General features: G+C 60.3%; 10 protein-coding genes and 1 pseudogene. 3 read left to right on the forward strand and 8 right to left on the reverse strand.

Annotated elements, in window-relative coordinates:
- Nucleotides 1–2: 2 nt before the first annotated feature.
- From AB8A27_RS17280 to AB8A27_RS17310, 7 genes and pseudogenes are all read right to left on the reverse strand, one after another.
- On the reverse strand, nucleotides 3–2,708 hold the full coding sequence (locus AB8A27_RS17280; RefSeq protein ID WP_441242955.1) for a molybdopterin-dependent oxidoreductase: 2,706 nt from the start codon (nucleotides 2,706–2,708) through the stop codon (nucleotides 3–5).
- Nucleotides 2,708–3,925: an NAD(P)/FAD-dependent oxidoreductase gene (locus tag AB8A27_RS17285; protein ID WP_441242956.1), complete on the reverse strand. Its 1,218-nt coding sequence runs from the start codon at nucleotides 3,923–3,925 to the stop codon at nucleotides 2,708–2,710. The genes AB8A27_RS17280 and AB8A27_RS17285 overlap by 1 nt, the downstream gene beginning before the upstream one ends.
- Nucleotides 3,926–3,934: 9 nt before the next feature.
- Entirely contained in the window at nucleotides 3,935–4,360 is a 426-nt protein-coding gene (locus AB8A27_RS17290; protein WP_441242957.1) for a globin family protein, read from the reverse strand.
- 85 nt (nucleotides 4,361–4,445) lie between these two features.
- Nucleotides 4,446–4,871: a globin family protein gene (locus AB8A27_RS17295; protein WP_115029961.1), complete on the reverse strand. Its 426-nt coding sequence runs from the start codon at nucleotides 4,869–4,871 to the stop codon at nucleotides 4,446–4,448.
- A gap of 74 nt (nucleotides 4,872–4,945) precedes the next feature.
- The gene (locus tag AB8A27_RS17300) at nucleotides 4,946–5,740 is read right to left on the reverse strand and encodes an ABC transporter ATP-binding protein (RefSeq protein ID WP_092146288.1); all 795 of its coding nucleotides are present in this window, start codon (nucleotides 5,738–5,740) and stop codon (nucleotides 4,946–4,948) included.
- 24 nt (nucleotides 5,741–5,764) lie between these two features.
- A complete protein-coding gene (gene ntrB / locus AB8A27_RS17305) occupies nucleotides 5,765–6,658 on the reverse strand; it encodes a nitrate ABC transporter permease (RefSeq protein ID WP_441242958.1) in 894 nt (297 codons plus the stop codon).
- Between the two features lie 53 nt (nucleotides 6,659–6,711).
- A pseudogene (locus tag AB8A27_RS17310) lies at nucleotides 6,712–8,027 on the reverse strand (CmpA/NrtA family ABC transporter substrate-binding protein).
- 416 nt (nucleotides 8,028–8,443) lie between these two features.
- On the opposite strand from AB8A27_RS17310, the gene AB8A27_RS17315 reads away from it, so the two are divergent.
- On the forward strand, nucleotides 8,444–8,959 hold the full coding sequence (locus AB8A27_RS17315) for a hypothetical protein (protein WP_441242959.1): 516 nt from the start codon (nucleotides 8,444–8,446) through the stop codon (nucleotides 8,957–8,959).
- Nucleotides 8,960–8,986: 27 nt separating this feature from the next.
- On the opposite strand, the gene AB8A27_RS17320 is transcribed toward AB8A27_RS17315, so the two are convergent.
- Nucleotides 8,987–9,898, reverse strand: coding sequence for an intradiol ring-cleavage dioxygenase (locus AB8A27_RS17320; RefSeq protein ID WP_441242960.1), 912 nt, complete (start codon nucleotides 9,896–9,898; stop codon nucleotides 8,987–8,989).
- A gap of 152 nt (nucleotides 9,899–10,050) precedes the next feature.
- On the opposite strand from AB8A27_RS17320, the gene AB8A27_RS17325 reads away from it, so the two are divergent.
- On the forward strand, nucleotides 10,051–11,307 hold the full coding sequence (locus tag AB8A27_RS17325; protein WP_441242961.1) for a serine hydrolase domain-containing protein: 1,257 nt from the start codon (nucleotides 10,051–10,053) through the stop codon (nucleotides 11,305–11,307).
- A 630-nt stretch (nucleotides 11,308–11,937) separates the two neighbouring features.
- Complete coding sequence (locus tag AB8A27_RS17330; RefSeq protein ID WP_089265251.1) at nucleotides 11,938–12,309, forward strand: helix-turn-helix domain-containing protein; 372 nt, start codon at nucleotides 11,938–11,940, stop codon at nucleotides 12,307–12,309.
- Nucleotides 12,310–12,394 lie beyond the last annotated feature (85 nt).

A 12,394-nucleotide genomic window follows, 5' to 3' on the forward strand; every position in this document is an offset into this window, starting at 1 on the left:
TTCTAGCTCGCCGCCACCTTCCTCTGCTCATCCGGCGCTGTTTCGCTCGCGGCAATCAGGCGCTTGAGCTCGGGAATGCACGAGCCGCAATTGGTGCCGGCCTTGAGCCTGGCTCCGATCTCGGCAGCCGTCCCCGCCCCCGCCGCGATGGCGTCACAGATGGTGTTGCGGCCGACGCCGAAGCAGGCGCAGACGATCGGACCGGCACTGGCCGCGCCATCGGCGGACTTTCCAGAGAGCAGCGTACGGCGCTGGTCGTCGCTGACGGTCTCGGCGGCGAACAAGTCCTTCACGGCATCCCAGGAGAGCGCCCCCTCCGTCGGGCCGATGAACAGACAGGTCTCGATCCCGTCATCCTTGAACGACACAGCACGATAGACACCACGACCGATATCTTCATATTCAGCGGCGTCATCGCCCAGCAGCGGCTTCAACCAGCTCTGCCAGGTCTCGACATCGGCATTGTCCGAGAGCAGATAGCCGACGCCGCCCGTGACCGCGACGCGCGCCCATTGCACGCTGAGCGGCATCTCCAGCGGACTGCGCGACAGCACGAAGCCACGCTGTGCGAACACCGCAGGTGCGATCGCCACCGGTGTCGCCTTGTTCTCGGGCTGACCGGAGAACGGGTCGGTGATCGGCGCAACAAGTCCGCCGACACGCGCGAAACCCGCGGTCTCGTCATTCCAATGAATTGGAGCGAACAGCATGCCGCGCTGCTGGCGTTCGCTGACGATCACTTTCAGCACGCATTCGCCATAGTCGGTGGTCAGCCGCGCATGGCCGCCATCGACAATCGCGAACGCTACGGCATCGTCAGGATGAATCTCGACGAAGGGCTCCGGAATATGCTGACCAAGCCGCGGGCTGAGACCCGTGCGCGTCATGGTGTGCCACTGGTCACGCACGCGGCCGGTATTGAGCCGCAGCGGGCGCTCGGTCGACACCTTCGTGCGCAGCTCCGGTGCCTCCGGCGCGATGAAACGCGCGCGCCGGTCATTGGCGTAGAATTGGCCATCGGCGAAGAAGCGCGCCTGCGGCTTCGTGGTCCCCTCACGCACCGGCCATTGCACCGGGGCCATGGTATCGAAGGCCTCATCCGAGACCTTCATCAACCCGCCGATATCGAAATCGCGGTTGCTATTGTTCTCGAAGGCCGAAAGGGCGGCGTGTTCGCGAAAAATCTCGGCGGCCGATCTGTAGGCAAACGACTCGCCATAACCCAGGCGCTTGGCGACTTCGCTCAGCGCCCACCAGTCCGGCCTGGTCTCGCCAGGCGCCCGCAGGAACGAGCGCTGCCGCGACAGGCGACGTTCGGAATTGGTGACCGTACCGGACTTCTCGCCCCAGGCCAGCGCGGGCAGCAACACATGCGCACCGGCATTCACGGTATCGTTGGAGCGCACATTTTCCGACACCACGAACAGATCGAGCCCGCTCAGCGCCGCGCGCACGGCATCGGCATCGGGAAGCGACACCACGGGATTGGTACCCATCACCCACAACGCCCGAATCTCGCCGCGGCCGATGGCCTCGAACATCTGCACCGCCTTGAGGCCTTCATGGGTGGCTATATGTGGCGCCTTCCAGAAGCGGCGCACACGGTCGATCTCAACAGGCGTGAAACCCATATGGGCGGCGAGCTGATTGGCGAGGCCGCCGACCTCGCGGCCGCCCATGGCGTTCGGCTGGCCGGTGAGCGAGAACGGAGACGCACCAAGCTTGCCGATCCGGCCGGTGGCGAGATGGCAGTTGAGGATCGCATTGACCTTGTCGGTGCCCTGCGCCGACTGGTTGACGCCCTGCGAATACAGCGTGACCACGCGCGGCGTCGCCTTGAACATCTGGAAGAAGGTCGCGACATCGATCTCGTCAAGTCCGGTCGCCTTTGCCGTCGCCGCCACGCTGCCGGCGATGGTTCTGGCCCGCGCCAGCGCATCGTCAAAGCCTGACGTATGCTCATCGATATAGCTGCGGTCGAGCGCCCCGTTGTCGGCGAGATAGGCGAACAGCCCGCTGAACAGCGCCGTGTCGGTGCCCGGCTTCAGACCGAGAAACAGATCATCATCGCCGACCGTGTCGGTGCGGCGCGGATCGATCACGACGATGCGCGCACCGCGGCTGTTCTTGTTGGCCAGCATGCGCTGATACAGCACCGGATGACACCAGGCGGCATTGGAGCCGACCAGCACCAGTAGATCGGCCTGGTCGAGATCTTCATAGCATCCCGGCACCGTATCGGCGCCGAACGCACGCTTGTGGCCAGCCACAGACGAGGCCATGCAGAGCCGCGAATTGGTATCGACATTAGCGCTGCCGAGAAAGCCCTTCATCAGCTTGTTGGCGACGTAGTAATCCTCGGTCAGCAACTGGCCTGAGAGATAAAATGCTACGGCACCGGGACCATGTTCAGCGACGACCTTCTGAAATCCCTCGGCGACGTGATCCAGCGCATCGCTCCAGGCAACCTGCACCATCTCGCCGTCGTCACCGCGCATCATCGGATACAGCAGGCGCTCGCCGAGGCTCAGTGTTTCACCGAGCGCCGATCCTTTCGAACAGAGCCGACCGAGATTGGCGGGATGCGCGGGATCGCCCGCAATCGCTGCGCCACCGTTGCCGTCCGGCGTCGCCAGTACGCCGCAACCGACACCGCAGTAAGGGCATGTGGTGCGCGTGGCGTGCAGATGCGGATCGATCGCATTCATCACGCCGCCTCCGCGCGGACCGCGAGCGCGCGACCGAACATCATCTCGGCGCGGATATCGGAAATATCAGCGCCGCTGCGGATCAGTTCGAGATACCACAGCGCATCCTGCGTATCGCCGACCAACACCGCGCCAGTGAGCGCGCCACCCGCAATCACCAGCTTCTTATAGGTGCCGCGGCGGACATCGTTGAGCAGCAGTGTTTCGCTACCTTCGGCCGCCATGAAATCTCCAGCGGAGAAAACGCTGACCCCGGAGACCTTGAGATTGGTAGAGAGCACGCTGCCCGCATAGGCAGCATCCTTGCCCGCGAGATGGCGCGCCAACACCCGGGCCTGTTCGTAAGCGGGCTCGACGAGCCCATAGCAGGTGCCGCGATGCTCGGCGCATTCGCCGAGTGCAAAGACGTCGTCGGTGCCGGTTGCCATCTGGTCGTTGACGACAATGCCGCGATTGACGGCGATGCCTGCATCCCTGGCCAGCGATGTGTTGGGCCGGATGCCGGCGGCAAAGATCACCGCATCGGCCTCGAGCGTACGGCCATCGGCGAGCTCGACGCTCTCGACGCAATCGCTGCCATGGATGCGCGCCGTATTGGCGTTGAGCAAAATCCGGACGCCCTTGCGCTCGACCAGCGTTTTCAGAAGGTTCGCTGCGGGTGCATCGAGCTGGCGTTCCATCAGCCGGTCCATCAAATGGATCAGCGTGACGTCAGCGCCCGCCTTGGCGAGACCATAGGCAGCTTCGAGGCCCAGCAGGCCGCCACCGACCACGACGACGCGCTTCTTCTGCGCGGCGAGTTCGAGCAGCAGGTCCACATCGCGGCTGTCGCGGAACACATGCACGCCCTTGAGATCACCACCCGGCACCGGCAGCCGCAATGCAGACGAACCGGTGGCGATGACCAGTTTTGAGAACGGGACATGCTTGTCGGTCGATGTGGTGACCTGACGCGCGGCCATATCGATGGCGGTCGCCGTGGCGCCGTATTTCAGCGTGACGCCGCGGTCGCGCCACCAGGCGGCGGGCTTCAGTTCGATTTCCTGGGATGTTGCCTCACCGGCCAGCACCGACGACAACAATACGCGATTATAGGCGAGCCGCGGTTCGTCTCCGATGATGGCAATGGCGTATCGACCAAGCGCGCATTTCGCCAGCTCGTCCACGAGCCGAGCCGCTGCCATTCCGTTACCAATGATGACCAGCGGCTCGCTCACGTCATATCCTTACTCGGCCGCCTGTGCAGTGCCGTAGGCTTCAGAAATCATGTAGCCGGACAGCGTGCCATAGGCCGCGGTCCAGGCTGCTGCGAGTTCGGGCGTCCAGGCATCGCCGAGGCCCTTCTCCAAGGTCCACAGCAGCGCACCGCCAACGATCGGATAGTGCTCAGCCTTCACGCCATAGGCCACGTGCTGCTTGGCGAGCGCGCTCGCTGCAGGCAATACGGTTTCGAGGCGCGTCAGGCCGGTAACGACGACGCCAAGCGTCGCCATCAATTTGCGCCCCTGCTCCTTCATGTCGCCGCGAAACATCGGCTTCACTTGCGGGGCAATCTCGAAGAGACGGCCGTAGAACAATTCCGCAGCCACTTCGGAAATCGGCGCGACTTTCTTGAAACTATCCTGAACCAGAGTGACGTCGGACGCATTCATGCTAACTCTCCTTGCGTTGGAAGGTGAGCTTGTGTGTCGCGCCGCGTGAGCAAATGTTCAGCGCGCGAAAAAATGCGATGTGATTCTAATGATAGGCCGCCGAAATCATGCGCGCCGCGAGGAAATTGTAAACCTTGTGCCACGAGGCTTCGACCTCGGGTGTCCACCGCTCGCCAAGCCCCTGCTCCAGACTCCAGAACAGTGCCTCGCCGACAGACTCGTAATGCGCGGCCTCTACGCCATAATGCACATGGTCTTTCGCGAGCTTGCCGATCACCGACAATAGACCTGTGATATTGTCGAGGCTGCCGACGATCACCGCAAGCGTTGCGATGAACTTGTGCTTCAGCTGCGCCATGTCGCCGCGAAACAGCGGGCGCGTTTCCGGCACTGTCTCGAACAGCCGGGCATAGAACAGATCCACCATGACCGAGGAGTTCGGCCACATCTGATCGAATGAGGATTGCACGCGCATGACTTCCTCGCGCGTCAGGCCTATCGAGCGACTCATGATCTGAAGTTATCCGAAATGCACCCACCGCATTCATTCGGTTTACCCTCGGAAGTCAAGACGTAATAGGACGCTTACGCGGCTTCGACGAACTTGTGGCGCTCATACAGGAATTCGAGCACCCGCTTGCGGCAGTCGAGATAGACCGGGTTACTCGCCAGTTCGAGACGCTGGCGCGGCCGCGGCAGTGGCACGTCGAGGACTTCGCCGATGGTCGCTGATGGCCCGTTGGTCATCATCACGATGCGGTCCGACAGCAGTACGGCTTCGTCCACGTCATGGGTGATCATGACAATGGTATTGCCGAGCTTCTGATGCAGTGCCATGACCGAGTCCTGCAAATGGGCGCGGGTCAGTGCGTCGAGCGCACCGAACGGTTCGTCGAGCAGCAGCACCTTCGGCTCCATCGCCAGCGCACGGGCAATACCGACGCGCTGCTTCATGCCGCCGGAGATTTCCGAGGGGCGCTTGTCCTTGGCATGCGTCATCTGCACGAGGTTGAGATTGTGCATCGTCCATTCGTCGCGCTCGGCACGGGACTTGGTCTTGGCAAACACCTTGTCCACGCCAAGACGGACGTTCTGATAGACCGTGAGCCACGGCAGCAGACTGTGGTTCTGGAACACGACGGCGCGATCGGGGCCGGGCGAATTGACTTCGCGATCCTCGAGGATCACGCCGCCGATCGTTGCACGTGTCAGGCCGGCGATGATGTTGAGCATCGTCGACTTGCCGCAGCCGGAATGGCCGATAATGGAGACGTATTCACCCTTGCCGAGGTTGAGGTTGATGTCCTTCAACACCTCCGACGAGACCTTGCCGCGGGTGAAGACCTTGTCGACGTGGTCGAGCTTCAGATATGGCGTCATGGTATCTCTCCTTAGCTGACCAACTTAGCTGACAGACGTGCCGTGGGTGACGAGCTTGCCGAGCCCGGCGATCATGCGATCGAGCACGAAGCCGATGATACCGACATAGAACAGCGCCAGAATGATCTCGCTGATATGTGAGGAATTCCAGGCGTCCCAGATAAAGAAGCCGATGCCGACGCCGCCGATCAGCATCTCAGCCGCGATGATAGCGAGCCACGACAGGCCGATGCCAATGCGCAGACCGGTGAAGATGTAAGGCGCTGCGGATGGCAGCATGACTTTCCAGAAAAACTCTAGCGGATTGAGCTGCACGACAGCGGCGACGTTGCGATAGTCCTGCGGAATATTCCGGATACCGACAGCCGTGTTGATGATGATCGGCCAGATCGAGGTGATGAAGATCACGAAGATCGCCGAAGGCTCACCATCACGAAAGGCCGCAAGCGACAGTGGCAGCCAGGCCAGCGGCGGAATGGTACGCAGCACCTGGAAGATGGGGTCGAGGCCACGCATCGCCCAGACCGACTGACCGACCAACGTGCCCAGCGCAATGCCGGCAACGGCGGCAAACGAATAGCCGAGCGCGACGCGCTTGAGGCTGGCGTAGAGATGCCAGAACAGACCTTTGTCGATGCCGCCGCGATCGAAGAACGGATCGAAAATCAGCTCCTTGGTGTCCTGATAGACCCTGGATGGCGGCGGCAGGGTCGACCCTGCACGCCGGCACACCAACTCCCAGAACACCATCAGCAGTGCGAAGACGATGAGCGGCGGAATAATGCGCGCTGCAGCATCCTTGGTTGCCTTGATGTACTTGTCGTAGTTCGGCGCCTGCTTGGGAGCCAGTGCGACGCTGGCCACCGGCGGCTTCGCCAGTGCCGTTGCCGGCTCGGTCTTGATAACTTGCATGTTCATCGCACTGATCTCCGTCATTTCAGACTTGCCTGCACGGGTCCGAGATCGAGGTCTCAGACTTCGACGCGCTTGATGGCGAGCGATTTCAGATAGGCGGCAGGGCTTTCAGGATCGAACACCTTGCCATCGAAGAAGGTCTCCTTGCCGCGTGACGTGGACGTCGGGATATCCGATGCGGCAACGCCGATCTCCTTTGCGGCATCCTTCCAGAGATCTTCGCGGTTGACCTTCGCGATCAGCGCCTTGGCATCGTAACCGGCTTCATATTTGCCCCAGCGAATGTCTTCGGTGATGAACCAGAGATCGTGGCTCTGATACGGGTAGGAGGCGTTGTCCTTCCAGAATCGCATCTGATGCGGGCTGTTGTCGACAACGCGGCCGGTGCCGTAGTCGAACTTCCCCTTCATACGATCGGTAACGTCCTCCACCGGCACATTGATCCACTGGCGCTTGGCGCAGATCGCCGCGGTCTCTTCGCGGTTCTCCGGCTTCTCGCACCACTGCTGGGCTTCCATGACGGCCATCAACAGTGCCTTGGCAGCCTTCGGATACTTGTCGACAAACGCAGCGCGCATGCCAAACGACTTCTCCGGATGTTTGTCCCAGAGCTCGCCGGTAGTGAGTGCGGTGTAGCCGATCTTCTGGTGAATGAGCTGCAGATTCCACGGCTCGCAGACGCAGAACGCGTCCATGGTGCCGACCTTCATGTTGGCCACCATCTGCGCCGGAGGCACCACGATGGTTTCGATGTCCTTGTCGGGATCGATGCCGCCGGCGGCGAGCCAGTAGCGGATCCAGAGATCGTGGGTGCACCCGGGAAGGTCATGGCGGCCTTCACCGACTTGCCGGTCGCCTTCTTCTTCTCCAGCGCGACCTTGAAGGGAACGGTGTCGAGGCCGACCTTGAGATCCTCGTACTCCTTGCCGACAGAGATGCACTGGCCGTTCAGATTGAGGCGCGCGAGAATGTACATGGGCGTCGGCACGTTGTTCTGCGTGACCTTGCCTGCCGAAATCAGGTACGGCATCGGCGTCAGGATATGTGCGCCATCGATGCCATTGCCTTCGGAGCCGAGCACGAGGTTATCGCGCGTGGTGCCCCACGAGGCCTGCTTCAGGACTTCGGTATCCGGCACGCCGTACTTGGCGAAAATGCCCTTTTCCTTGGCGACGAACAGCGGCGACGCGTCCGTCAGTGCAATGAAGCCCAGCTTGGCGCCCTTCACTTCGGGGCCAGCGCCCTGCGCGAAGGCACCGGCGGGGAAGTTGAGCTTGGCGGCCGCGAGCAAGGCAGCGGTTCCCGCGCCGGCTTTGAGAAGCTGACGGCGACTGATCTTACGGCCTGGCTTGTTGGTCTCTGACTTCGTCATGTGCTGATGTCGTCCTTTCGCGCCTCGGATCGCCTGCATCGTCATCGGCCCCTCGTCACTGCGCACCTCGGTCGAAGGCGTACGGACATAGCGGCGCGTCTGGGGGAGGCCCCATGATGGCAATGCTGGCTGGTGATTGATGGTGACGGCTACAATGGCGTCGCTAAGAACTATTCAAAGTTCGTGCCAATCGCTGCCAGATGGAAATTTCGATCAATTGCAGCCACTTACCTAAAGGCAGCGGAGCCAGCACCGAGAACCACGCGCATCGAAAATTTGCGGGACGCTTATTTATTGTGCGACGCACGCGGAATAGGCAGTGACTTACGAGGTACTATTTTGCTGACTTCGCAGGCGTGCCGGCCGGCGGATCGGTGCTATCAACCGGCTCCAATTTCTTGCGAGCGGACCGCCTCATGCCGACCATTCCGGTGATCACCGACCCCGCCCTCGCGTCGCTGCAAAAGGCGCTGAGCACCCTGAAAGCTGCCGCCGTGGTATCCGCCGCGGCGATCCTATCTCAGGGCAAAAGCGATCTCGAAGCGAATGCGGCAGCCGCGCTCGGTCATTTCGAGGATGTCTCGCGGCAACTTCATATATTCCGAAAGAGTGCCCTTGAAGACGCGCTGACTCCGGCCAAAGACAACGCCGTCACCGTGAATGTCGATATCGACGCACTCGATCGTGTCGTCCACGATGTCGATCACCAGATCGCACAGACCAAAGACGCACTCCACGCCGTCGTCGAAAGCTCCGAGCGCAACGGGCTTGAGGCCTTTGCCGAGCGCATCGGCGAACTCGGCCGTGCGCTGTTAGCCATGGTCACCCTCATCGCGCCATCGGCCGCGCATGGCGACACACCGTTCCTGTTCGATCAGTTCTTCCTGGAGTCGCTGCAGGAACTCTCGCAACGCGACTGGAGCGCGACCTGACCGCAGATCACAGATGGCCGGGATCGCTTACGCCCCGGCCTTTTCCGGCATCATGGGCTGCGGCACCGTGCCCTCGCCCGGCTTCATCCGGAAATTATAGGTCATCAGATGCCACGGCCCCGTGGCAGGCTGACCATCGGGCATGAAGGCATCGTTGCGTTTCTCGACAGTGGCGATCAGATCGTCCTTCACGCCGAACACGACATCGGAGTCGAGATATTCGTCGCCCTCGATGAAGACGTGGGTAATCAGCGGTTCATAGCCGGGCGCCGCGACGAGAAAGTGCACATGCGCCGGACGCATCGGATGACGCCCCGTCTTCAGCACGAGATCTCCGGCCGGACCATCGGTCGGGATCGGATAGCTGCATGGCAGAATGGTGCGAAAAAACAGCCGGCCATCGCTGTCGGTGATGAAGCGCGCCCGCGACGACGGGCCCTGCGTGGCATAGCTGGCCTTCTGCGAGTCGTAGAAGCCATCATCATCGGCATGCCAAACATCAACCGGCACGCCGGCCAGCGGCTTGCCGTCGAGATCGGTAACGCGGCTCTGCACGAACATCCGCTCACCCGTGAGGCCCGGAGAGATATCGGCGCCATGCACCATCACCGGATGCTCGCCGACATAGAACGGTCCGAGCACCGTCGTCTGTGTGGCCCCCTCACGCTCCCTGTGATTGACGGCGTCGACCAGCATCGAGACACCCAGCACGTCAGAGAGCAAGATGAACTCCTGCCGGATCGGCGTGCATTTCTGGCCCGTGCGGGTCAGGAAATCGATCGCCACTTCCCATTCACCGAAGGTGAGATCGGTCTTGCGCACATAATCGTGCAATGACTTCACAAGTTCTTGCAGCAGGAATTTCGTGCGCGGATCGGACGTCTTGTCGAAGCTCTGGATGACGGCCGCAGTGAGTTCAGTGTCATTGAATTGGGTCATAATTCCATCCTGAGCAACGCCAAGCAATTGCAGCTTTAACGATACACGAAACAGAGCTTCGCGTAAGCTCGCGATGCTACAAATACATATGGACGGCGACTGACTTTCATCCATAGAAACGAACCGCGTCCACACATCGGAGTGATGTTGCAATGCCGTCGTCCCAAAGCCTGAGCCCTTCGTCTGCATCACCCGAACAGGTCGGCATGTCGACCGCCGCACTGGCCCGCCTCGAAGCACATCTCAAGCAGCGCTATGTCGATGCCGGCCGCTTTCCCGGCACACGGCTACTGATCTATCGCCGCGGTGAAATCGTGCACAACACGGCGCAGGGCTTTGCCGATGTCGAACGACAGATTCCGGTCAAGAGCGATACGATCTTCCGCATCTATTCGATGACCAAGCCGATCACGACAGTCGCCTTCATGATGCTGGTGGAGGAAGGACGTGTCGCGCTCGATGAACCCGTTCACAAATATATTCCTGAATGGGCAAATCTCGGCGTATTCCAGGCTGGCGTGACGGCACCATTTCTGACGAAGCCACCGGTCCGTCCGATGCAGATCATCGACCTGCTGCGTCACACATCCGGACTCACTTACGGATTCCAGCAGCGCACCAATGTCGATGCCGCCTATCGTGCGCTCAAGATCGGCGAGGTCGAAAAATCCGGTACGCTGACGTCAATGATTTCAGATCTCGCCAAAATCCCCCTGGAGTTCTCGCCAGGCGACGCGTGGAATTATTCGGTCTCGACCGATGTGATCGGCTATCTCGTAGAGAAGATCGCCGGGAAACCATTCGAACAATTTCTACAGGAGCGCATCTTCGATCCGCTCGGCATGACTGATACCGGCTTCTTTGTACCTTCCGACAAGGCGCATCGCTTCGCGGCCTGCTACGCCGCTGATGGCAAGGGTGGCTTCACTTTGCAGGACGATCCCACGACGAGTTCATTCCTGTCCGCACCCTCGATGATTTCCGGCGGCGGCGGCTTGTGCTCGACGACGTCAGACTATCTCACCTTCTGCCGCGCACTGCTCAATGGCGGCGTGCTTGGCAACGTGCGCTTGCTGTCCCCAAAGACCCTCGCATTGATGACCAGCAACCACCTGCCCGGCGGCCGCGATCTCACCGAAATGTCAAAGTCGATGTTCAGTGAAGCAAGCTATGCCGGCATCGGCTTCGGACTCGGATTTTCGGTGACGATGAATCCGGCCAAGACCATGATCCCCGGCAGCGCCGGTGAGTATGCGTGGGGTGGCGCGGCAAGCACGGCATTCCTGATAGATCCGGCCGAACAGCTGATCGCAATCTTCATGACGCAGCTGTTGCCATCGAGCGCCTATCCGATCCGGCGCGAGCTGCGCACCATGCTCTACTCCGCGATTACCGACAGCAATGTTTAGTAACGAACGACATGATCAATATTGCACAGTCGGCGCATACCACCGGGCCCCCAGTGGCATTCACCACATCGAGCACGAATCAAACGAAATTCTCTCCCAGTGAGAATTTGGAATGAAACTTCCGGTGCGCATCGAACGTAGCAACAACCACCCACGGAATTGTGATATCATGCCGGTGCTACACAGGAGATCGTAAAGTGCGAAATTGCAGCTGGAAATCGCATGGAATGCTGCATGCCAGAGATTTGCCGCTTACGAATGCGAACGACTCTCAGTTATCCTGCGTGCGTCAGGCAAGTCACATGTGTATAGCATGATAACCAACTTGTACTTTCGCTTCCGCTGCAAGGCGCGTGTCGATAGAAATTGAGTTGCGGTGTTTGTTGGAAGTTTTGCAGACCATGTGAAGTAGCAACGGAATACCGCAAGGTTTTTTGTACGATTGGATGACCTCGCGATTACGTATCGACCAGTTCAAGTATCGCGACGATTTCAGCCATCCCAATCGTCATGACGATGTGTATAACAGAGATGCCTTTGAAAGTTAGCTTTAAGGGCTCTCGGGCTAAGAAGCTCTAACCAAGAAAATAAAACCAAACTCCCTTATTCAAACAAGCTGAATGGTGACGAATGAAGCAACGTAGCGCCGGCAAACCCGACATTGAGATGGGCAAGAGGATCCGTCTGCGTCGTGTTGAGCAGAAAATTTCGCAGGCGGATTTAGGCGAAAAGCTGGGCGTCAGTTTCCAGCAGGTTCAGAAGTATGAAAAGGGTGTCAATCGCGTGGGCGCTGCGCGTCTTCAGCAGATTGCGACGGCGCTCGATGTGCCGGTCACCTTCTTCTACGATGGCGATGGCAAGAGCCGCGAAGTTGAAAGCCTGCTGTTCCTCGATAGCGCTTTCAGCCTCCGCTTGCTTCGTGCTTACAGCCGCATCAAGAGCCAGACGGTCCAGCGCCAGATGGTCGTCCTGATGGAAGCGATTGCCGACGAAGAGAAGTAATCGTCGCGTGGCCGCCGGAGCGACGCGGCCGCCGATCAGCTCGATTTCAATCCCCCCCAACGCGAAAGAGCTCGCCGTAACCGCG

The sequence above is a fragment of the Tardiphaga sp. 768_D3_N2_1 genome, assembly GCF_052076105.1.
Lineage (GTDB): Bacteria > Pseudomonadota > Alphaproteobacteria > Rhizobiales > Xanthobacteraceae > Tardiphaga.

Bases quoted from the DNA above. Each gene is read 5' to 3' on its own strand.
- AB8A27_RS17280 (WP_441242955.1), bottom strand. From the start codon at position 2,708: ATGAATGCGATCGATCCGCATCTGCACGCCACGCGCACCACATGCCCT.
- AB8A27_RS17290 (WP_441242957.1), bottom strand. From the start codon at position 4,360: ATGAATGCGTCCGACGTCACTCTGGTTCAGGATAGTTTCAAGAAAGTC.
- AB8A27_RS17295 (WP_115029961.1), bottom strand. From the start codon at position 4,871: ATGAGTCGCTCGATAGGCCTGACGCGCGAGGAAGTCATGCGCGTGCAA.
- AB8A27_RS17300 (WP_092146288.1), bottom strand. From the start codon at position 5,740: ATGACGCCATATCTGAAGCTCGACCACGTCGACAAGGTCTTCACCCGC.
- ntrB (WP_441242958.1), bottom strand. From the start codon at position 6,658: ATGAACATGCAAGTTATCAAGACCGAGCCGGCAACGGCACTGGCGAAG.
- AB8A27_RS17315 (WP_441242959.1), top strand. From the start codon at position 8,444: ATGCCGACCATTCCGGTGATCACCGACCCCGCCCTCGCGTCGCTGCAA.
- AB8A27_RS17320 (WP_441242960.1), bottom strand. From the start codon at position 9,898: ATGACCCAATTCAATGACACTGAACTCACTGCGGCCGTCATCCAGAGC.
- AB8A27_RS17325 (WP_441242961.1), top strand. From the start codon at position 10,051: ATGCCGTCGTCCCAAAGCCTGAGCCCTTCGTCTGCATCACCCGAACAG.
- AB8A27_RS17330 (WP_089265251.1), top strand. From the start codon at position 11,938: ATGAAGCAACGTAGCGCCGGCAAACCCGACATTGAGATGGGCAAGAGG.